This is a genomic window from Algisphaera agarilytica, from assembly GCF_014207595.1.
Taxonomy (GTDB): domain Bacteria; phylum Planctomycetota; class Phycisphaerae; order Phycisphaerales; family Phycisphaeraceae; genus Algisphaera; species Algisphaera agarilytica.
In genome coordinates this window covers 23,913-45,309 of the sequence record NZ_JACHGY010000002.1, presented here as the reverse complement: position 1 = coordinate 45,309, position 21,397 = coordinate 23,913, and the positions used below count along the sequence as shown (strand labels likewise).

The following is a 21,397-nucleotide window of genomic DNA, read 5'->3' as shown; positions in this document are numbered from 1 at the left end:
CCTATTTCACCAGTAGTGTCGGGTTCAATTCCCCTCCCTTGAGGGAGGGGTTAGGGGAGGGTGTGAAAACTCGCCCCCACCCGGGGTGAAACCGCACGCCTCGGCACCCTCCCCCGGCCCCTCCCTCAAGGGAGGGGAGAAAACACCCCCCACAGAGCAAGTCGCTCTGCTTCTAATCACGTGCCTTGAATCCGTGATCAGATCGGCGTGACGCGCACCCGCACGTCGATCGTCTGATCCCCCCCGCCGATGATCACGCCGCGGACGGGGCTGACGTCGGCGTAGTCCCGGCCCCAGGCGAGCGTGATGTGGTGCTCGCTGGGGATCTGGTCGTTGGTCGGATCGAAGTCCGTCCAGTTGCCCTGACCGTCGCCCACGGCCAGCCACGCATGCGACGCATCAGCGCCGATGAGTTTGGGGTCCTCTTCCTTGTGGAAGGTACGCAGGTAGCCCGACACATACCGGGCGGGCAAACCCAGACCACGCAGCATGGCGATCTGCATGTGCGAGAAGTCCTGGCACACGCCCGACCGCTGCGCGAACACCTCATCCACCGGCGTCGAGACCGTGGTCGTGGTCGGGTCGTACTTGAAGTCGGTGAAGATACGGTGGGTCAACTCCAGCGCCGCGTCGAAGATCGGCCGCCCCTCGGTGAAGGATTCCTTTGCGTATTCTGTCAACTCCGGCAACGCACGGATCAACGTGGAGTCGTAGATGAACTGGAGCATTTCCAAACCCGCCGCCGAGGTATCCCACCTCACCTGGTCACGGACCTGCTCCCAGGGCGGGCTCATCCCGGGGATCGGCGGCCCCGCGGGTGTCACTTCCACCTCACTCACCGATACCACACTCATATGCGTATGCGATTCCTGGATCGTGAACAGCGTGGTTTGGTTACCGAAGTAATCGTGGCGGACATTCGAGTTGGCGGGAACCGGCTCAAAGTCGATGAGGTTGCCCAGGCACTTCTGCTGGCCCGGCAGATCACGCGGGCGGAGAAACACCTGGTTGTGTCCCACGCCGACGGAGGACGCGTAGCTGTACTCGGTCTCGTGCTTGATGCGGTACTTCATGCGCCCTCCTGGTTGACCTTGTCCAGCCGATCGGGCTCGGCATACTCAGCAGGCTTCCGCGTGGTACTGCCCAGGCGGGTCGAGACCGCGTTGTGACTCAGGAACTGACGGGCAATGGCATCGGAGAGTTGCGGCAGCTGATCGGTCAGGCCGGTGAGGTACTCGGACAACGCGTCGCGCTGGGACTGCATGTTCACCATGGCCAGCCAGCCGGGGTCGGCAAGGCGCAGCCCGGTCAGCATGTCTAGCACACGGCGTTGGTCTTCGGTGAGCCGCGTGTCGGGCGTTGAGGGCCGGGGCAATCGGTCGAGGTGCTCGGAGAGTTGGGCCACCTGGTAGGCCACGGAACGCGGGTTGGTCTCGTCGAGCAGCAGCATGTCGAGCGTGGTGAGTGCCGACGGCACCGCGAGGTAGCGTTGGCGGTAGCTCATCGCGCTGGCCATGACTTCGAGCAGGGCGTCGAGGGTCAGGCCTTCGTTGTCGAGCGGGCTGACCGCCAGGAGCCGCAGCAGTTCCGCATGATTCAACGCTCGTTCCAGACGCCGCCCCATGTCCAGGAATCGCCAGCCCTGGTTACGCAGCATCGACTCGGTGCCCAGCCCCGTGAACGCGGCGAGCGTGATGATCATCTGGTCGAGCAGCTCCATCGCATCCCCCAACTCGGTGATCGGGGGCTGCCAGGCTTCTTCGTCGTCCTTGCCTTCGGACGGCACCGCGATCGGGCCGGTGATTTCCTGGTAGTCGCGCCCCAATTGGCTGACGATCCGCCAGGTATCCAGCGAGATGCGGTCGCGCGCGGTCGATGCAAGCCGGCGGGCGTTGGCGAGGGTTTGGTACAGCCCGCTGGAGACTTCGGGGTTGAACATCGCCGAGAGGATCCGCGATTCAACCGAATCGTCTTCCTCGGCGTGGTTCTCGCTGACCGTATCCAACGCGTTCACCAGCGCGATCAGTTCGGGGCGGTCGTCGGGTTGGGCGTCGTCGGTGAGACGTTCCATGATCGCCCGCAGCAGCCGGACCAGCCCCTCGGTGCGCTCGACGTATCGCCCCAGCCAATAGAGGTTGTCCGCCACACGGCTGGGCAGGTCGAAGCTGTCGTTGGCCAGAGCCGTGGCGGAGGCCGAGGCGTCGCCGCTGAGCAGGCTGAAGTTCGAGACCGGCCCGTCGGAGATGATCCAGGTGTCTTTGCTGCCGCCGCCGCGCTGCATCGAGGTGACGCGTGAGTCGGCGGTGTTGGAGACCCGGGTCAAGCCGCCGGGCATCACGACATAGCCCGGCTCGTCGTCGCACGCCGCCACGTAGGCACGCAAGATCATGTGGCGCGGCTCGAGCTTGCCGTCGCGCCACACCGGAGTGGTGGAGATGTTGACGTTTTCCTGCGCCGCAAACGCCTCGGGCCGCGAGCGGATCAATTCGGCGATCTGTTTGCCCTGGTCCTCGGTGAGTTGATCGCCGAAGATCGCGTCGATGTGCACGCCGCCGAGGCCGCGGGCCGGGGCACCGGGGTACGCGGGCTTGATGACCAACTCATGCAGGTATTTGAGGACGTAGTCGAGTTCTTTGGGCTGACCGCACCACCACGTGGCGAGGCTGGGCAGTTTTTCTTCTTCGCCCAGCAGCTTCTTACAGAGGCCCGGGTAGAACGGCATCAGCCCCGGGGTTTCGAGCAGACCGGTGCCCAACGCGTTGGCGATCGTGACGTTGCCCGCCCACGCCGCCTGCACAAGCCCGGGTACGCCGATGGCCGAGTCGCCGCGTAGCTCCAGCGGGTCGCAGTAGCTGTCGTCAAGGCGACGGAGGATCACGTCCACCCGCCGCAGCCCCCCGAGGGTTTTCAGGAACACCTTGTTGTCGCGCACCGTCAGGTCGTCGCCCTGCGCCAGCGTGAAGCCGAGGTACCGCGCCAGGTAGGCGTGTTCGAAAAACGTTTCGTTGAACGGCCCGGGCGTCAGCAGCACGATCCGCGGGTTGTCACCCACACGCGGCGACATCGCCCGCAGCGTCTCACGCCACCGTGCAAAGAACCGTGCGTGCCGGGTCACCTGACAATCACGGAACACGCCCGGCAGCGTCCGGGAGATCACCAAGCGATTCTCCAACGCATAGCCCGCGCCGGAGGTCGCCTGGGTCCGGTCGTTGAGCACCCACCACTTGCCTTCGGGCGATCGCGCCAGGTCCACGCCGTAGAACGACAGGTACCGCTGCTTGGGCACCTTCAGGTTGTGGCAGGGCCTCAGAAAACCGGGATGGCCCATGATCAACTCGGCGGGGAGTTGGCCGGACTTCAGGAGTTTTTGCGGACCGTAGAGATCGGCACACACCGCGTTGAGCAGCTTCGCACGCTGGATCAGACCCGCCTCGATCATCGCCCATTCCTCGGCCCCGACGATCATCGGCACCGGGTCGAGCTGCCACGGCCGATCCATCCCACGCGGGTCGCCGTAGACGTTGTACGTCACGCCGTTGTCCTGGATCATCCGCTGGCCGTGCGACCAGCGTCGGCCCAGTTCGTCGGCCCCCAGCACATCAAGACGGCCGGCCAACCCCTCCCAAGCGGGGCGCACCCCGCCCTCGGCGTTTTTCATCTCGTCGTGCACACCGTTGGGCTCGCCGTACGACTGGGTCAGCGAGTGGTCGGTGTCCGGGTTGGCCACGGAGTGGGTCATGAGCCGCGTATCTTAGCGGGGAACCGCGGCGGCCCGCGATCCCAAGGAATTGGGGTGAACTAATGCGGATTCAAAGCTTGCGACGCAGGTCTAGCGTCACGGGCATCTCTTCGCTGCGCGTGGTCGGTCGCATCTGGAAGGAGCCGGGCGTGTGACCGTGCTGGAAGAACCGATTCACGCGGCGAGACTCGGCCTCGAGCGCGTTGATCGGGAACGTTTCGTAACTCATGCCGCCGGGGTGGACGACGTGGTACGTGCATCCGCCGATCGAACGGTTGGACCACGTATCAACCAGGTCGAAAGTCAGCGGCGTGTGGATCGGGATGGTCGGGTGCAGGCAACTGGGCGGCTGCCAGGCGCGGTAACGCAGCCCCGCGACGAACTCGCCCTGCCGACCGGTGGGGGTCAGTGGGAGTTCCTGCCCGTTGACCGCGACGGCGTACTTCCGAGCTCCTGAGACCGAGCCGACCAGGCCGGTGACCTTGACCTGCATGCGTTCGAGCGACGAATCGACGTACCGCGCGGTGCCCTGCCCGGTCGCTTCTTCGCCGAGCGTGAGCCACGGCTCGATCGCTTGGCGAAGTTCGATCGTGACGCCTTCGCAGGTGTACGTGCCGTGACGCGGGAAACGGAATTCGAAGAACGCGTCGTACCACGCGGGATCGATCGCGAACCCGTCCTCGGCGAGGTCCTTGAGGACTTCCTTGAAATCCTCTTCCACGAAGTGCGGCAGCAGGAACCGGTCGTGCAGCATCGTGCCCCATCGCACCAGGTGGTGCTTGCCCGGGGACTCCCAGAACTTCGCAATCAACGCCCGCAGCAGCAACGCCTGGGTCAATCCCATCCGCGGGTGCGGCGGCATCTCGAAGCCGCGGAACTCGACCAGCCCCAAACGCCCCGTCGCCGAGTCGGGCGAGTAGAGCTTGTCGATGCAGAACTCGGCCCGGTGCGTATTGCCGGTCAGGTCGGTGAGCAGGTTCCGGAACACGCGGTCGACCAGCCACGGCGGGATACCTTGCCCGCCGGGGTCGGGGATCTGGCCGCAAGCAATCTCCAACTCGTACGTCGCATCCGCGCGGCCCTCGTCGACGCGGGGAGCCTGACTTGTCGGGCCGATGAACATCCCGCTGAACAGGTAGCTGAGCGAGGGGTGGTTGTGCCAATGGCCGAGCAAACTTCGCAGCAGGTCCGGCCGACGCAGGAACGGCGAATCCAACGGCGTCGCCGCGCCGACTACGACGTGGTTGCCGCCACCCGTGCCGGTGTGTCGGCCGTCGAGCTGGAACTTCTCGGTGCCGAGTCGGCAACGGCGCGCGGCGTCGTACAGCGTCGTCGTCGTATCGACCAGTTCGTCCCACGACGCAGCGGGGTGGACGTTGACCTCGATCACGCCGGGGTCGGGCGTGACCTTGAGGTTATGGATGCGCGGATCGGTCGGCGGGGTGTAGCCCTCGATAATGACGGGCATCTTCAGCTCCTCCGCCGTGGCTTCGATCGCGTAGACCAAATGCAGGTAGTCTTCGAGCTGCTCGACCGGCGGCATAAAGATGTAGATCCGGCCTTCGCGCGGCTCGACGCAGATCGCCGAGCGGATCACCCAGCTGGCCGACTCGCCGACTTGCGGGACGCGGTCGCCCGGCGCGGGGATCGGTTCCTGTCGGTTGATGTGGCGATCGGGCGGGAGCTCGACTTCTTCGCTGCGGGCGGCCCGATGGCGTCCGCCTTGGGTGAAGTGGTCGGGCTCGGGCAGGGGCTTGGTCGCCGCGTGCATCGGGTCGGCCTCGACGACGTAGGGGTACTCGTCCTCCACCACCCACGGCAATCGGTCCAGCGGCAGACGCAGCCCGACCGGCGAGTCCCCGGGGATGAGCCGGATTCGGCCGCCACGCGGCAGCGGACGCGCATTGGGCTTGGGCTGTGGTTTGGCCTTGGACTTCTTCTTGCCGCGCGGCTGCGTCTCCATCGTCTTGTCGGCCGGGCCCTGCATCATCCACAGACCGCTCTGCCACTGCGGGCCATCCGGGCTGAACACCCGCTTGAGCGGCAGCACGTATCCCACGGGCCGGTTCAGCCCGCGCCCGAAGACGCGCTTCAAACGTTCGCGGTCCTCGATGCTTTCGAGCCGATTGTCCTGCGGCGTCACGTTGACCGGGAGCTTGGCTTTGATGTCCTGGTAGTGCTTCGTGTCTTCGTAGACCGACTTCACGTACCGGCTGGACACGCCGAGCTTCTTAGTCAGCTTCTGGAGGAACTTGCGGGCGTGGGGCGTGTCGTAGCCGTAGTCTTTCGATTCGTCGGCGATGAGGTCGTCGCGGCTCCACATCGGCTTGCCGTCTTTGCGCCAGTACAGGCCGAGCGCCCAACGTGGCAGCGGCTCGCCGGGGTACCACTTGCCCTGGCCGATGTGCAGCAGGCTGCCAGGGGCGATCTTGTTGCGCAAGCGTTGGACGAGTTGGTCGGCGTATTGACGCTTGCCCCCGCCGACCGCGGCGGTGTTCCACGTCTCGCCCTCCTGGTCGTCGATCGAGACGAACGTCGGCTCCCCGCCCATGGTCAGGCGCACGTCCCCCGCGTTGAGCCGGTCGTCGATCTGCTGACCCAGCGTGTTGATCTTCTCCCACTGGTCATCCGTGTACGGCCTGGTCACTCGCGGGTCTTCGTGGACCCGGTTGATCGTCATCGCGTAGTCGAACTCGACCTCGGCCTCGCCCAGGCTGCCGGAGATCGGCGCCGCACTCCCCGGGTCCGGCGAGGCCGCCAAGGGGAAGTGCCCCTCCCCGCACATCATGCCGCTCGTCGCGTCCAGCCCCACCCAGCCCGCGCCCGGCAGGTACACCTCGGCCCAGGCGTGCAGGTCGGTCACGTCTTGCGGCACGCCCGCCGCCGCCCCCTCCTCGATCGGCTTCTCGTCCGCCACGAGCTGCACCGAGTACCCCGAGACAAACCGCGCCGCCAGCCCGCTGCGTCGCAGCAGTTGAACGAGCAGCCAAGCGAAATCGCGGCAGGAACCCACGCCCTTCTTCAGCGTCTCTTCGGGCGTCTGCACGCCGGGGTCGTAACGCAGCGAATAATCCAGCCGCTGCTCGACCATCTGGTTCACATCCACCAGAAAGTCCACCGACCGCCGCTTCTCACGATTGATCGACGCGAACATCTCCTCGAACAGCGGGCCGCACTGCTTCTCACCCAGCGTCTCCAGGTACGGCCGGAGCTCACGCGCCAGGGCCTCCTCGTACTCAAACGGGAAGTCCTCGGCGTACTCCTCCAGGAAAAAATCGAACGGGTTGATCGGCGTCAGGTCCGCGACCAGATCGATCTCGATCCCGAAACGCGTCACCGGCTTGGGGAAGACCAGCCGGGCGAGGTAGTTGCTCTGCGGGTCCTGCTGCCAGTTGATGAACGGCTGCTCTTCGCCCGGCCCAACCTCCACCTTCATGGAGTAGGCCCCGATGGGCGTGCGGCAGTGCGGCGCGGGGCGCAGGCGAACCACCTGGGGGCCCATCTCCACCGGGCGGTCGTATCGGTATCGGGTCTGGTGATGCAGGGCGATGCGTATCGCCATGGGGGCAATCCTGGGGCGTCATCGCAACGGCACGCAGCAGGCCTGATCCACGTCCGTTGCGAGGGCAGTATACACCGCCCCACCCCACGACCCCGAAGCCCGCACAGAATCTAAACACCCCCGCCCCAAGGGCTTGGCGGGTTGATTGACGTCGGCTGTGGTCTTCGCCAAGCGGTTGTGGTAGCATTTCTCGCTCGACGTCGCAGGATGCAGTTCCGGCGGCTTCTCGAGGGTGTAGCTCAATTGGCAGAGCGTCAGCCTTCCAAGCTGAATGTTGCCGGTTCGACCCCGGTCACCCTCTTTTTCTTCCACATCCCCCTTCCGGATGACCTGCGGATAACCTTTCGTGCGGTCGGTATTGGGTCTACACTCGGCAGTCTGTGTTTGATGCTGTTCTACGACTGATCCCCCCCGACACGCCGACGGCGATCGCTTTGGCGGCGATGTGCGGGGCGGTGCTGATTATTGGGATCGCCAAGTCGGGATTTGGGGGCGGGATCGGGATCCTGGCGGTGCCGTTGTTGGCGCTGGCGCTCAACCCCGAGGTCGCAGTCGGGGTGTTGCTGCCGATCCTGATCCTGGGGGACATCGTCGCGCTGATCCAGCACCGGAAATTCCGGTCGTGGCGTCACCTGCGGTGGGCGTTTGTCGGCGGCGCGGTGGGTATCGGCGTCGGCACGATCTTGTTCTGGGTGTTTCGGTCCAGCCAGGTGATGGCCACGGCACTCAACCTCACGGTTGGCGGCGTGTGTGTGGTGTTTGTGGGGATTCAGGTTTACCGGATGCTCGGCGGGAAGGTGCCCGCGGTGCCGGACAACGCGGCGTCGGGCGTGACCGCGGGCGGGGTTGCGGGGGTGGTGTCGACGCTGGCCCACTCCGCGGGGCCGGTGATGACGATCTACCTGCTCGAACATAAACTCGAGAAACGGGTGCTGGTCGGCACGCTGGTGCTGTTCTTTTTCCTGCTCAACCTGGCGAAGCTGCCCACGTACGTCGGGTTCGGGCTGATCAACGGCAAGACGCTGCTGGCCTCGGCGATCATGCTGCCGCTGGTGCCGGTGGGATCGCTGTTGGGCTTGTGGATGCACCGGGTGATCGCCGAACGGCCGTTCACGTTTATCATGTACGCTGGGGCCGCGGCGGCCGGGCTTCGGATGGTGTGGAAGGGGCTGGCGTAAACCACGCTTCGTATTAAGTTGAGTTTTCTGGGAACCGAGGGACACCGTGTCGATCCATGTCGCCATCCTGAAACGCGAATACCTGCGGATGATCCTGTCGGGACAGAAGACGGTGGAGAGCCGGCTGTCGAAGCTGCGGTGCGCCCCGTTTAAGTCGGTCTCGACCGGCGAGCGGTTGTTTCTCAAAGCGTCGGGCGGGCCGTTCATGGCGACGGCGATCGCGGGGGCGGTCCACGACTACGCCGACCAGACGCCCGAGCAGATCGATGCGCTGTGTGATCAATGGAACCCCGCGGTCTGCGGCCCGCTGGCGTATTGGCGTGATCGGCGGGACCGTCCTTTCGCCACGATGATCCGCTTGCGGAACGTCGAGCCGATGGACGTGGGCCCGAAGTTAGCCGTGCAGAACATGCGGGCGTGGTACGTGCTACCGGATGAGGCGAGCCCGCTGATGGACGTCTCGCTGAAGCCCGGGGCGCTGCGCAACCGTTACCTCTCGCTGCCGGAGTCGTCGCCCGCTATGCGGAGTCAACCGCTCACGCTGGAGATGCCCGACCACGAGTCGGTCCAGACCGATTTCGTGGATGGCGGGCCCATGCTGCGTTGGCGCGGGTGGGGCTGGTACTACGACGCATTTGCGCTCGAGGCGGGTGATGTCGTGCGTTTTGTCGCGCTCGGCGGGCGGCGGTATCGTGTGAGGTTCATCCGTTCGACCCCGTAACCCTTTCGCCTATGCCGCCACTCGACGCTTACATTTCAGATCAGGCGCTCGACCAGTTGCTGGCGGTGGCGCAGTTTGAAGACCTCGGCCCCACCAACCTCGACGCCACTTCCGCGCTGTTCATCGACGAGAACACCACCGCGGAAGCTAAGGTCGTCGCGCGTCAGCCGGGCACGGTGGCGGGGTTGGCGTTGTTGCCGGCGATCATCGAGCGTTACGACCCGAACGTCACCCTGCAGTCGGTCGCGCTGGACGGGGCACGCGTCGAGCCGGGCGACGCGGTGGCGGTGTTCAGTGGGTCACTGCGTTCGGTACTCATGCTCGAACGCGTTGCGCTCAACTTCCTCGGGCACCTCTCGGGCGTGGCGACGCACACCGCGGCGTTTGCCGACCGGATCGCACACACCTCGGCCAAGGTCTACGACACCCGCAAGACCCTGCCCGGGCTGCGGGGCCTGCAGAAGTACGCGGTGGCGTGTGGCGGCGGCGGGACGCACCGCATGGGCTTATACGACGCGGTGCTGGTCAAGGACAACCACCTGGCGCATGTGCCCATAGCCGAATGGACCGACGCGTTGCGGGCGATGGCGGATCGGGCCCGCTCGGAGATCGAGGGGCTCAAGTTCGTGATGGTGGAAGTCGACACGCTCGAACAACTCGCCCAGGTCCTGCCCGCGGGCGTGGACCTAGTGCTGCTCGACAACATGCCGCCGGACGTACTGCGGCAAGCAGTCGACATGCGAAACCAAACCGCACCGGGCGTTCAGCTCGAGGCGAGCGGCGGGGTGACGCTCGATTCCGTTGTCGCGATCGCTGAGTCGGGCGTGGACCGCATCTCGGTGGGCGCACTGACCCACTCGTCGATCAACCTCGACCTCGGGCTCGATATCGAACCTGTCGCTTCGTAACGATTACTCGGCTGTGGGCACGTCGGCGAGCTCCAGACGCTCGCCAGCGTTATCCGACTCTTCGCTGCGGCGCACCTCGGCGAGCTGCGCCTGCTCCAGCGAACGCGCGGCGATATCGGCCAGGCGCTCGGCACGCTCGGCGGCGGCGGCGAACTCCTGGGCGTAGCCTTGCTCGGTGGTCCATGCATCGGCGGCAACCTGAGCCCGGGCTTGATACGCCTCGGCCGCGTCCTGCAGACGGTCGGCCGACTCGCGGGCTTCCAGCGCCATCGCCTGAGCGGTCTCGGCCTGAGCCACCGCGGCTTCCAACGCCTGCTCGGCGGCCTCGGCTTCGGCCAACGATTGCTCGGCGGTCTGCGACGCTTCCTGGGCTTTCAACAACGCCCGGTGCGCTTCTTCGGCCTTGATCCGTGCGAGCCGGGCGGCTTCCTCCGCCTCATGCGCAACGGCTTCGGAAGTCACGGCCTCGTCGGCGGCGGCCTGCGCATCCTGCTGGGCCTGCATAGCGGCGGCTTCTTCAACCTTCAACTGGTCCGCGGCGGCTTGCTCGGCCTGAGCGACTTCGAACTGACGCTTGGTCACCTGCTCGGCCGCCGCACTCACTTCACGCAGAGCCGACTCGGCGACCTTCGCCTCGGCCTCGGCGGTCTGACGCGCGGCTTCGACGCGTTGGTTGGCTTCTTCGGCCAGGGCCTTAGAAGCTTCGTAGGCCTGCTGGGCTTCCTCGGCTTCACGGGCGGCCACTGCGGCGAGTTCCAGGTATTCCAGGGAGACTTTCAGGACGTAGCCCGAAGCATCCTTGGAAGAGCGGTTCGCATAGGGACGTTTCAGGTGCTTGGCCGACGCGGTCAGGTATAGGTAGCCGTCGTTGGCCAAAGCGAGCGAGTCGGGCCAGCGCAGGCGTCCGTCGGCGACGAGCGATTCCATCTTGCCCGAGGCGCGGCGGACGTAGACCGCGTTGTGCTCGAGGGCCGTCATGTAGAGGTCGCCGGTGGCGTGGTTGAATTTCAACCCGTCCATGGCCGAGCCGGTGGTGCCGAGGTTTTCGACGGCTTCGGAGACCGCCACCTCGCCGGCCTGATCATCCAGGAGCACGGCGGTCGGGACGCGGTAGAGCGTCCGGCCGACCACGGCGTGGTAGTACAGATAGTCGCCATCGGCAGACAGCTCTAAACCCGCAACGCCAAGGCGGACGTTGGAACGCTCACCCTCCGGGCCGGTGTGAAGCGTCACGCCGGATTCCGGACGGGTCGACTCGTGGCCGACCAAAACCGCGCGGGTCTGGCGCTGCTTGAGGTCGACCACATAGATGCCGCCCCGCTGCGAGTCGGAGAGGTAGGCCACGCCCTGCTCGGCATCGACACGCACATCGCTGAGCACGCTGTCGGCAGAGAAGTCACGCTGATGGTCGAAGTAGAAGATCTGTGCGACGCTGTCGTCCGACAGATCGATCTTGAAGAGCTTGGGGCCGGCGACAATCACGCCGCGTTGGCGTGGGTTGCCCGAGTCGAGCACCCAGAGGAACTCGTTTCCGTTTTCGATGGTGGTGGTGAGCGCTTGGGCCGACACGATCGCGCGCAGTGCGGAGGGGCCGGGCTTGGCATCCCATTGGTTCCAGATCGCGCTGGGATAGGCCACGGCTTCACCGGTCGGTTGCAGCTCGCCCAACGCGGGAGAAGGCTGACGATCCAGCCAGGGGAAGGTGACAAACACGCGGCCGGTCGACGACACGGCGATGCCCGAGGGGCTGTGGTCGTCGAACTGCGCGAGCTCCACGACCAGTTGGTTCAGGTCGGTGCCTGCGGGGAAGGTGATTCCTGCGGGCTGATCGCCGGCGGCAGACACTTCGTCTGAGTGTGGCGCAGTCGTGCTGCAACCCGTCACGCCGAGACCGGCCAGGGATAAGACGAGGATCGACATCTTGTTCATAACCAACTCCGCGTGATAGCAAGTAGAGAAACACGGTTGCTATCGACGTTTCCGGACGGTCGATGAAGGTTTGACGATCCCGCCTAAGCCGAAAATCCCATAAAAATCGCCCGCATCGGCGTGATACGTCACACTGTGCGGGTTATGCGGGCAAGCCAACGCGGAGGGCGGGTTAATCCTCAGCGGAAATACGGTAAAGCCGACGCGGGGTCGCGATGGCGTGGACGGGGTAGTCGTGAGTTTCTACGGGCAAGTCATCGCGCAGTTGTTCGTCGAAGGCCAAGCCGACACGCAGGCCACCCTCATGACCCGGCCCATCGAAAAAGCGGTCGTAGTACCCCCCGCCCATGCCCAGCCGGACGCCGGTCTCGGGCGAAAACGCGAGCCCGGGGAGCAGCGTGAGGTCGGGGGCGAGGCCGAGCGGTTCGCCGGTTTGGGGGGTGAGCAGAGAAGGCAGGTGCGGGTCGGGTACGAGGTCCTGGAGCGCGTGGATGACGACCGCCTGCATCCGGCCCGCCTTGGGATCGGTGATGTGCGGGACCGCCACCGTTTTACCGCGGACAAGCAACGCCTCGATCAACTCGTGCGTCGCCACCTCGCTGCCCGCCGAGGCGTACACGAAAACGCTTTGGGCAGTGCCGAGTTCCGGCAGGTTCAGAATCGTTTGATGGATGGCTTGGGAACCGCGCTGCCGCTCGCCGGCCGGTATCGCATCCCGCACGGCCCGGAACTTTTGCCGGAGTTGAGCTTTGGTCGACATCACATCGGCTTCACTGAGGGGAGCTAAACATCTGAATCTCTTCGACGTCCGCGTTGTGTTCAGCCGTGGGGTCGAGATGCAGATACTTCTTGAAGAATGCTACAGCTAGGTAGATCACCGGGGTGTCGATCAGCGCCGCGACAAGTTTGAACACGAAGCCCGTGATAATGAAAAGCCAGAGCTGCGGCCAGATAGCCTTGGCGTCGTCGACCGGCAATGCGTGGGCGTAGAAGTGGGTAATGGTAATCACCGCAAACGTGTCCACGAATTGGCTGATAATGGTCGAGCCGTTGTTACGCAGCCAGAGGTGCTTGCCTTTGGTTAGCCGTTTCCAGAAGTGGAACACCTGCACATCGATGAGCTGAGCGGCCAGGTACGCAATCATCGAAGCAAAGACCGAACTGATCGCTAAGAAACGTATCTGGTAGAAGGTCCAGCCTGTTTCTTCGTAGAGGCCTTTGTCGGCGTTGTACTCGGGCTGTACGGGGAAGCCGCCGCCGGCGTCGTTGGGCAGAAAGCCCGGGAGTTCGCCGCCGATCCAGAGGATCAACACCACCCAGAGGTTGAGCAGCAAACCGACGAGAACCAGAAAATTGGCTCGTTTTCGGCCGTAAAACTCGCTGATGAGGTCGGTGCAGAGAAAAGTGATCGGGTAAGGCAACACACCCACGGCGACGGCGAAGGTCAACTCGCCCGGGATGCCCCACTGCAATCCCGATTCCCCGCCATAGGACGCCAAGACCAGGAACCGCGATATCCCCAGCAGGTTGAGCATCGTCAACGTCCCGAGGAACAGCCCCGCGAGAACGAGGAACACCCGTTCACGGCGTTGATGGAGGATCGCGGGATCGATGCCGGGAGATGCGGTGGACAAGACCAGTTACTCACGAGAGGGAAAGAAAGCGACACGTGTAATTCATGCTAGGTCCCCTCGAGTGATGTTACAATCCTGTTGCCTTTCTTCACCCCCGCCCACTCGGGCAACAAGGAATTCTCTCGATGTCGACCACCACCCAACCTGCGCAGATCTACGACGGACACGGCGACGACCTGATCGTCGAAACCCATCTCAGCGAGAAAATCACGATCATCCCGGACGGCAAGCCGTCGAGCCAACCGGATGTGACCCGGCGTCTGCGGATTATGTGGGGCCAGCACCTGCTCGACGATGTGCTGGCGGGGCGTTACCGGTCGCTCGTCTGCGCGGTGAACACCGAAGACAACAGCCACGGCATCGTGGCCCAGCTGGCGACTCTGCTCCCGACGTCGATGTGGACCCCTAAGACGATCACCGAGTACGCCCGCCAGTTTGCGGGCAACCAGCAGACCGCGGTCCTGAAATTCGACATGGACGTGGTCGAGGTCCTTGCTCTGCTGCGCCCCTCGGCCCAGGACGAGATGACCATCACCGATCTGGGCCACGGCTTTGAGATCGTCAGCGAGATGCTGCGCCGCAAGACCCAGCGTCTGCCCACGGCATCGGTTTCGTTCCTCGGGGCCCACGCGAACCGGTTGGCCGGGGCCGAGCCCGGGACCGAGCCGAGCTTCGAGACGGTGCTGCGGGTCATGAGCGAAGCCGGATTTGCGGGGGATGTCTACCCCTCGGTGAAGATGTGGGACAGCCACCCCACCGCCGTCTACGCCCGCTACCCCTTCCCGGAATCGGTCGAGCAGATGCGGGACGGCGGTTACTGAGCCGCTGCTTTTGGTGAGATGTGGGGATAGGCAATCCTGCGGAATCCGGTCAACACCCCCTCGCCCGGGCCACAATCGAAGGGTATACTTGCACCTGATGATGAGCGTGGCACTCTCAGAAGCCGTGAATTCGACCCGATACCCGCTGGACGCCTTTGTTTTCGTTCAGCGCGGCTTGGACTTCACGGTCCGCCGGGAGCACGGCGAGCTCACCGAAGACTACGACCCCGAGGACCCGGATCAGCCCAGCCGTCACATCAGCGGCCGGGTGCTGTGCGAGGGGCTGCGTGACTACGCCATCCAGCAATACGGCCTGCTCGCGGGCACGGTGCTGCGTCGCTGGCGGATCACGAAATGTGAAGACTTCGGCCACATCGTCTTCGCCATGGTCGAATCCGGCATGATGCACAAGACCGAGGACGACTCGCTGGCGGACTTTGAAAACGTCTACTCGTTCCGTGACGCCTTCGGCAGCTCGGCCCTGGCCCTGGGCTGATCGAACCCACAGATCCCCGCAGTGCGGATCGGTGGCCCCACAATTCGCATCTGTGAGAACGCAATTACCCGATGATGCTACGGGCAGGTATCCTGCACCCGTCCACCCATCTTCGGGAGCCCTTGCATGTCCGACTCGGCCGATGCCGTTGAGCCCTCACCCCAGCCCCCTGAGGCACGCCCCGAACCGGCGCGTGCCACCCCAGGCAAACCCGAGTTCCGCCGATACGTCTGGCAGCGACGCTGGTTCCAGACGCTGCTCGCCGCGCTGGTCATCTTCCTGGTGCTGTCCTACGTCGTGCCCGGCGTCCTGGGGATGCTCTATGCGGTGCGCTCGGTGCTCGTACCGGTGCTGATCGGCTTGGCGTTGGCGTACATCGTCAACCCGGCCCTGCGTTTTGTCGAGCTCAAGATGCGCATCGGCCGACTGGCGGGGACCATCTCGCTGATGTTGTTGGCCCTGGTCATGGTCATGGTCATCATGGTCACCGCGGTGCCGACGATGTACCAACAAGGCGGCGAGCTGCTCAAGACGATCCAGGAAGCTTATCCGAGATACGTCGACAAACTGCTTGCCCGGATCGACCAAAAAGAAGCGGGCGAGTCAGAACAGCGACCCGACGTCGTGGTGGTACAGGTCAAGCCGGAGGTCGCGGCGAATGACACCGAAGCAGAGATTGACGGCACGACTCAAGCCGCGGAGATCGATGCAGAGGCCGACGCCGTGAGTCCAGAGGCGGCCGAGGAAGACGCGTCGATCGTCGACAAGTTCATCAACCCCGACCGCAATCGCCGACTGCTCGAGCTCAGTGTCGAACGGCTCAAGGGATTGGACGGCTCGGTCATCGCGGGCTGGGCGATGCAGTCGCTGGACATCGGCGTCGGGCTGGTGGGGTCCGCGGTGAGCTTCACCAGCTATATCGCGTTGTCCGCCGTGGTGATCGTGTTCTGCTTCTTTTTCTTCTCGTGGAAGTTTGATGCGATCTTGAAATGGTTCGAGCCGTTCATCCCACGCTCGCATCAGGCCGAAACCATCGACATGCTCAAGAAGATGGACCTGGCGGTCTCGTCGTTTGTGCGCGGCAGGCTGATCCAGAGCCTGGTCATGATGGTGATCCTGATCGTCGGCTGGTGGATCGCCGACGTGCCCTACTGGTTCTTGCTTGGGGTGGTGACGGGGCTGATGAACCTCGTGCCGTTCCTTCCCGCGGTGGGCTGGATCCTGGCGTTGATCCTGGCGGTCATCACGACGCTGGCCAACGGCGGAGACTTCACGGTCGCGCTGATCCTCTGGCCGAGCGTCGTCTACTTCGCGGCACAGAGCCTCGACGGCTGGGTGGTCGAGCCGCTGGTTCAGGGACAGGCCACGAACCTGGACCCGTTGACCGTCATGCTGGTGGTCCTGGTCGGCGGGACACTGGCCGGGCTGCTGGGCATGCTCCTGGCGATCCCGCTGGCGGCATGCGTAAAGATACTATCCCGTGAGATGCTGCTACCCCGACTCAGAAAAGTCGCGGCCGAGGCCTAGGCATTTTCAGATTCGGATGTCATCTCTAGATAAACGCGGTAGCCTTCCAACTCATGATCCTCGACCGCTTCCTGAGCAATCAGAGTGTGCGTTTCAGAAAAGCCTGTTTTGTCCATCGGAGCATGTCCGATCTGAGACTTGAGGTCTCGGGTCGACACCCGCTCAGGAAGTGTGTCAAATTGCTGTTCGTACAGCCGCACGTGAACAGCAAATTCATCTACCGCCAGGATTTTGCTGACAGCATAGGTACCGTTTTCATTGGCATATGCGTAAACATTCCCCGCTTCGATTTCGGTTGGCGGCAGATCGGCCGACCCATCCTGTGATTCTGCATCAGGGTTAAGCAGTTGCTGCACCCGGCTCACGATCGCGGTAGTCGGCTCGCGTTCCTGCTTGAAGTCGTCGAGCAAAACCTTCCGCTCCGAGCCGTTGGCGTCGGTGTAGTGCAACAAGGCGATGCCTTTGGTCTTCCACTTCTCTTCGTTCAGCGACTTGATTGAATCCCAAGGCATGGTGTGCCCGCCGCTGGCGGTGATACCGTTTTCGTCCATCGCGACCCACCGGCCGTTCTCGCGGACCAGCTTGAACAGGAAGAACAAACCAAGGGGCACGGTGATCATGGCCATCAACAACTGCGTGAAGATGTCTTTGTCGTACTCGCTCGCTTTTTTGATCTTCTTGGGAGGCGTCGTCTTCCATCCGCGTTCCGAAGCGTATTCCTTCCAGACCTGCGGGTAGTCGTCGGGGTTGGCTTCCTTGATGTCCACGTAGGCCAGCCCGATCTCTTTGATCTTGGGGTAACCGATCTGCCAGTCGTAGATGCAGTAGGCCCCGAAGCCGAGCATGATGAAGGTGATGAGGATCAGGCGCCATCGGTACCCCGAACTGATGGTGGATTTGACGGTATTCATGCTCAACTTCTACGAGAGGAAAGAAAGGGTTAACGAACTGATCTCAGCCAGCGGGCCCAAGAGCAGGCCAATCGCTTGGTTATACGAACGTTTTATCGACCCGTTCGCGATCTTTCACCAGTAGAACCCGGTGAGGTGGGCACATCTTAGCGATATGGCGGTTAACGGCGTGGATCGAGCCTGGGTCAATCCTTCTGGCCCCATTTCGATAGCGTCTGCCCCCACCAGTGCCCCACCAGCGCCCGCGCCATCGGACGCTGCAGCAGTTTGGTGAATCCCCCTTGGTCCACCCGTCGACGGGGTATCCGTGGCAGATTCCGGTCTTCCGATAACGCCCAGGTCAGAAACGCGCTGGTCTCGGCGATGGCTTTCCGCCGAGCGTCGCGTGGGGCTCCGCCGCCTCTGTATCTTCCGGGTGCTACCAAAACGGCCCACTGCCTCTCTTGGCGTCTGCTGAATCAGACGCGGTGAAATGAAATCCTAAACGACTCCAATCTATTTTTGCGCCGTGCGAGTGGTTTTCAAGTCCATCGGGCCTACTTTTCACTGCAGGCCATCCCGCTATACCGCCTAGGGTCCACGAATCCCGGGCGGTGGCTCGAACCACAAGCCGCGGCCTTCCCGCTGGGCCTGCCGCTGGAGCTGGGCGTAACGATCCACCTCCCGGTGTGGCCAGCGATCGTCCGCCCGGGCCAGCCCTTCGGACAGCAAGCGTTCGTTGAGGATCGTTCCGTCGGCCAGGACCACGTAGGCCAGCAGACGCCCGTACTGGCCCCTGAGCCGGTGGGGTTCAAGCCGGAGGGTGACCCGCTGCCCGAGGGCAAGTTCCTGCGTCCGTTCGGTCGCGGCCTCAGCCCCGGTCTCAGCGGGACGCCCCTGCCGTCCACGCTCGGGGGTGTTGATCCCCCAGAGCCGCACCCGGGTCGTAGCGCTCGACCCATCGGGTACGTCCAGATCAAGCGTATCGCCGTCGATGACCGCGACCACGTCAAAACTCCGCCCGTCGTACCGGGTCGCTTCCGCCCCGCCATATACCAGGACGCCCCAGCGATCGGCGAGGAACAGCGCGACCAGCAACAGCACCGCCAGCACCACGGCGCCTCGGCTACGCCAACGGCGACGCCGCAAGTACGCCAAAGGCGGTAAGCGTTTCACACGAGATCGTTTCTGGGCTGCCCCGGTTCTCACATCGAAAATGTACCAGCCTCGTTCAGAGGCCGCCGCGGCTACGCCAGGACGTCGAGCAGCGAGCCCACGACATGCGTCGGCAGGGTCGTCGGCACGGCCACTTCACGGACTTCGGTATGAACATGAACTTCCGCTTGTTCCTGCCCTAAGCGATAACCGAGGACGGGGCCGAGGCGGGCGTCGCAGGTGTACACATCCGCAGGGCAAGGCTGCGGCTTGCGGGCCACCGAATCCGAAAGCTCCACCTGATCCCCGGCCGCGGTGTGGATCGACCAAGGCCCCTCGACCTCTCGGCTCAGCGGCGGGCCGAACGGTTCGAACCGCTCGGGGCCGAAGTTGGCCTCGTGGATCAGTTGAACCGACAGGCTGGAGCGGGGATCGATACGCACGCCAAGCATGCTGCGAGCCCCGGACCGCGAGAGACCAGCCGAGCGACATCAACCTAAACCATGCCCTTACCGTCACTTGAGCAACCCACCCGAAGCTCCACCCGCTTTCGGTCTGGATGGAATGTTGCATCGACGCCACACGGATGATGCCCTAGGATGCTCGGCCATGCGTACTTCGGAACTCGATTTCGACCTCCCCCCCGAACGGATCGCCACGACCGCCGCCGAGCCCCGCGACAGCGCCCGGCTGATGGCCATCCACCGCGATTCGGGCAAAGTCGAACACCGCCGGGTCCGTGACCTGCCCAAGCTGGGTGTGTTCCAGCCGGGCGACCTCATGGTCGTGAACCAGACCCGTGTCCTGCGGGCCTACCTCACCGGCACCCGCGACGCGACCGGCGGCAAGGTCTCGGGCCTGTTCGTCTGCGCGCACGACGAAACCACTTGGGAAGTCATGCTCGAGTCCAAGGGCAAGCTCCAGCCCGGCGAAGCCATCGACCTGCACCCCGTTCCGCGGAAGGGTGATGAGACCGTGGCCCAGCTCACCCTGACCGAGTCGCTCGGGCGAGGCGCTTGGCGGGTCCAGGTGAGCTCGGACCAAACCACTGACCCGCCGACGCTTCTCGAGCGGGTGGGCTCGACGCCGCTGCCACCCTACATCCGCAAAGCCCGAAAAGCCCGTGAGCAACCCGAATTCACGGGGAACGACTTCGAGCGCTACAACACGGTGTTTTCCGATACGCAGCAGGCCGGCTCCGTCGCCGCCCCCACGGCGGGACTCCACTTCACGCCGGAGCTGCTCGCCTCACTCGATGCGATGGGCGTGCACCGTGCCGCGGTCACGCTGCACGTGGGGCTGGGTACCTTCTTGCCCGTTCACACCGAGTCGCTCGAAGACCACCCGATCCACCGCGAATGGATCGACGTTGCGGGTGAGACGCTCGACGCGTTGCGGGCCGTGCGTGAACGGGGCCGGGACATCCTTGCGGTGGGTACGACCAGCGTGCGGACCCTCGAAAGCCTGCCCGATTCATTCGAGGGCGTGAACCAGCACACCGGCGAGACCGAATTGTTCATCACCCCCGATCGTGTAGCCGACGGCTCATTTACCTACCGCTACACCGACCGCTTGCTCACCAACTTCCATCTGCCCCAATCGACGCTGTTGGCTCTGGTCGCCGCCCTGCCGGGTGTCGGGGTCGATCGTCTGCTGGGGTGGTATCGCGAAGCGATCCGAGAGGAATACCGCTTCTATTCCTTCGGCGACGCGATGCTCATCCTCTGAGCGCCGCCCGCTCGACGCCGCTACACTAACCGCCATGCCATTGGATCAGTCAGGCGACTTGGTCAACGAGTCAGACATCTCGATGCCGCTGGGCGACCACCTCGAAGAACTGCGGATGCGGCTGATCTTTGCCGGCATCGGCATCGTGGTCGCAGCCGGGGTCACGTTCTATTTCGTCTTCGACCTGATCGGCTGGCTGGCCCAGCCCCTGCTCCAGGCCCAAGACACCATGGGCTTCCCGGCCCAAACCCTCGTCACCGACGCCACCGCCGGGTTCACCAGCGTCATTCTCCCTGTAGGGATCATCGCCGCAGCGCTGCTCGCCTCACCTTGGGTGATTTATCAGGGCTGGAAGTTCGTTTCCGTGGGTTTGTATTCCCACGAGAAGAAAGCGGTGTACATCCTGACGCCTTTCAGCACGCTGATGACGGTGCTGGCGGTGTCGTTCACCTACTACATCCTGCTGCCGATCAGCCTGCTGTTCTTCCTGCAGTTCGCGACCTACTTCCCCAAGGTCGAGCTGTCCTCGCCCAATCCGCTCTGGGGGATCATCCTGGACGCCTACGGCGGCGACAAGACCCCGCCGGTAGATGCCGGTGACCAGCTTTCCACCGACGAACCGGTCGAGCTTCCCCTGTTCCCCGTCCTCGGTGAGGATCCGGTCGAGCCCGCCGAGGGGGCCATGTGGATCAATGCTCAGGAGGGCAAGCTCAAAGCCCTGGTCAACGGCGAGGTTCGCATCATCGGACTACGCAGCGACCGCCTCATCAACCCGCTCCCGCAGCTCGGTGAGTACGTGAAGTTCGCCGCGATGCTGATGTTCGGCGTGACTTTGGCGTTCCAATTGCCCGTGGTGATGCTTGTCCTGGGCTGGACGCACCTGTTTGATCCGAAGGCGATCGCGTCGCTGCGCAAGTACGCGTTGTTTGTCGCGTTTGCGGCGGGCGCGATCCTGACACCGACCGACATGCTCAGCATGTTTGTGCTCGCGGTGCCGTTGTACGTGCTGTTCGAAGTCGGCCTGATCATGATGAAGATCGCGGACCGCGGCGGTTCGTCGGCCCCCGATGAGCTTTGATCAAGCGTTGGGAGAACGGCAGACCTAGGAT

At 64.1% G+C, this 21,397-nt stretch carries 17 protein-coding genes and 1 tRNA gene; 9 read left to right on the top strand and 9 right to left on the bottom strand.

Features of this window, described 5'->3' with window-relative positions:
* Window positions 1-197: 197 nt before the first annotated feature.
* The 3 genes from HNQ40_RS17945 to HNQ40_RS17935 all read right to left on the bottom strand — a co-directional run bounded on the left by HNQ40_RS17945 (window position 198) and on the right by HNQ40_RS17935 (window position 7,301).
* Window positions 198-1,073, bottom strand: coding sequence for a transglutaminase family protein (locus tag HNQ40_RS17945; RefSeq protein ID WP_184679328.1), 876 nt, complete (start codon window positions 1,071-1,073; stop codon window positions 198-200).
* Window positions 1,070-3,739, bottom strand: coding sequence for a circularly permuted type 2 ATP-grasp protein (locus tag HNQ40_RS17940; protein ID WP_184679327.1), 2,670 nt, complete (start codon window positions 3,737-3,739; stop codon window positions 1,070-1,072). The genes HNQ40_RS17945 and HNQ40_RS17940 overlap by 4 nt, the downstream gene beginning before the upstream one ends.
* A 70-nt stretch (window positions 3,740-3,809) precedes the next feature.
* Window positions 3,810-7,301, bottom strand: a complete 3,492-nt coding sequence (locus HNQ40_RS17935; protein WP_184679326.1) for a transglutaminase family protein — start codon at window positions 7,299-7,301, stop codon at window positions 3,810-3,812.
* Between the two features lie 228 nt (window positions 7,302-7,529).
* Between HNQ40_RS17935 and HNQ40_RS17930 the strand changes: the two genes are divergently transcribed.
* The 4 genes from HNQ40_RS17930 to nadC all read left to right on the top strand — a co-directional run bounded on the left by HNQ40_RS17930 (window position 7,530) and on the right by nadC (window position 10,108).
* Window positions 7,530-7,602: transfer RNA gene (locus HNQ40_RS17930), tRNA-Gly, on the top strand.
* 79 nt (window positions 7,603-7,681) lie between these two features.
* A complete protein-coding gene (locus HNQ40_RS17925) occupies window positions 7,682-8,479 on the top strand; it encodes a sulfite exporter TauE/SafE family protein (RefSeq protein ID WP_184679325.1) in 798 nt (265 codons plus the stop codon).
* Window positions 8,480-8,525: 46 nt separating this feature from the next.
* Window positions 8,526-9,200: an ASCH domain-containing protein gene (locus HNQ40_RS17920; RefSeq protein WP_184679324.1), complete on the top strand. Its 675-nt coding sequence runs from the start codon at window positions 8,526-8,528 to the stop codon at window positions 9,198-9,200.
* 11 nt (window positions 9,201-9,211) lie between these two features.
* Entirely contained in the window at window positions 9,212-10,108 is an 897-nt protein-coding gene (gene nadC / locus HNQ40_RS17915; protein ID WP_184679323.1) for a carboxylating nicotinate-nucleotide diphosphorylase, read from the top strand.
* 3 nt (window positions 10,109-10,111) lie between these two features.
* Here the strand turns inward: nadC and HNQ40_RS17910 are convergent, their stop codons facing one another.
* The 3 genes from HNQ40_RS17910 to HNQ40_RS17900 all read right to left on the bottom strand — a co-directional run bounded on the left by HNQ40_RS17910 (window position 10,112) and on the right by HNQ40_RS17900 (window position 13,671).
* Window positions 10,112-12,037, bottom strand: a complete 1,926-nt coding sequence (locus tag HNQ40_RS17910; protein WP_184679322.1) for an L-dopachrome tautomerase-related protein — start codon at window positions 12,035-12,037, stop codon at window positions 10,112-10,114.
* Between the two features lie 172 nt (window positions 12,038-12,209).
* A complete protein-coding gene (locus HNQ40_RS17905; protein WP_184679321.1) occupies window positions 12,210-12,797 on the bottom strand; it encodes a 5-formyltetrahydrofolate cyclo-ligase in 588 nt (195 codons plus the stop codon).
* 10 nt (window positions 12,798-12,807) lie between these two features.
* Entirely contained in the window at window positions 12,808-13,671 is an 864-nt protein-coding gene (locus HNQ40_RS17900; protein WP_221435642.1) for a queuosine precursor transporter, read from the bottom strand.
* Window positions 13,672-13,796: 125 nt separating this feature from the next.
* Here HNQ40_RS17900 and HNQ40_RS17895 point away from each other — a divergent pair, with 125 nt between their 5' ends.
* The 3 genes from HNQ40_RS17895 (at window position 13,797) to HNQ40_RS17885 (ending at window position 16,515) form a co-directional block, all read left to right on the top strand.
* Window positions 13,797-14,492, top strand: a complete 696-nt coding sequence (locus HNQ40_RS17895) for a hypothetical protein (protein WP_184679320.1) — start codon at window positions 13,797-13,799, stop codon at window positions 14,490-14,492.
* Between the two features lie 124 nt (window positions 14,493-14,616).
* On the top strand, window positions 14,617-14,988 hold the full coding sequence (locus HNQ40_RS17890) for a Minf_1886 family protein (RefSeq protein WP_184679319.1): 372 nt from the start codon (window positions 14,617-14,619) through the stop codon (window positions 14,986-14,988).
* 126 nt (window positions 14,989-15,114) lie between these two features.
* The gene (locus HNQ40_RS17885) at window positions 15,115-16,515 is read left to right on the top strand and encodes an AI-2E family transporter (RefSeq protein WP_184679318.1); all 1,401 of its coding nucleotides are present in this window, start codon (window positions 15,115-15,117) and stop codon (window positions 16,513-16,515) included.
* Here the strand turns inward: HNQ40_RS17885 and HNQ40_RS17880 are convergent.
* From HNQ40_RS17880 to HNQ40_RS17870, 3 genes are all read right to left on the bottom strand, one after another.
* Window positions 16,512-17,426, bottom strand: coding sequence for a hypothetical protein (locus tag HNQ40_RS17880; protein WP_184679317.1), 915 nt, complete (start codon window positions 17,424-17,426; stop codon window positions 16,512-16,514). The genes HNQ40_RS17885 and HNQ40_RS17880 overlap by 4 nt on opposite strands.
* Before the next feature lie 570 nt (window positions 17,427-17,996).
* A complete protein-coding gene (locus tag HNQ40_RS17875) occupies window positions 17,997-18,581 on the bottom strand; it encodes a thermonuclease family protein (RefSeq protein WP_184679316.1) in 585 nt (194 codons plus the stop codon).
* Window positions 18,582-18,652: 71 nt separating this feature from the next.
* Window positions 18,653-19,003, bottom strand: a complete 351-nt coding sequence (locus HNQ40_RS17870) for a hypothetical protein (RefSeq protein WP_184679315.1) — start codon at window positions 19,001-19,003, stop codon at window positions 18,653-18,655.
* Window positions 19,004-19,169: 166 nt separating this feature from the next.
* Here HNQ40_RS17870 and queA point away from each other — a divergent pair, with 166 nt between their 5' ends.
* Together queA and tatC are read left to right on the top strand one after the other, a co-directional pair.
* Window positions 19,170-20,288: a tRNA preQ1(34) S-adenosylmethionine ribosyltransferase-isomerase QueA gene (queA, locus tag HNQ40_RS17865; protein WP_184679314.1), complete on the top strand. Its 1,119-nt coding sequence runs from the start codon at window positions 19,170-19,172 to the stop codon at window positions 20,286-20,288.
* Between the two features lie 34 nt (window positions 20,289-20,322).
* Entirely contained in the window at window positions 20,323-21,366 is a 1,044-nt protein-coding gene (gene tatC / locus HNQ40_RS17860) for a twin-arginine translocase subunit TatC (protein WP_184679313.1), read from the top strand.
* Window positions 21,367-21,397 lie beyond the last annotated feature (31 nt).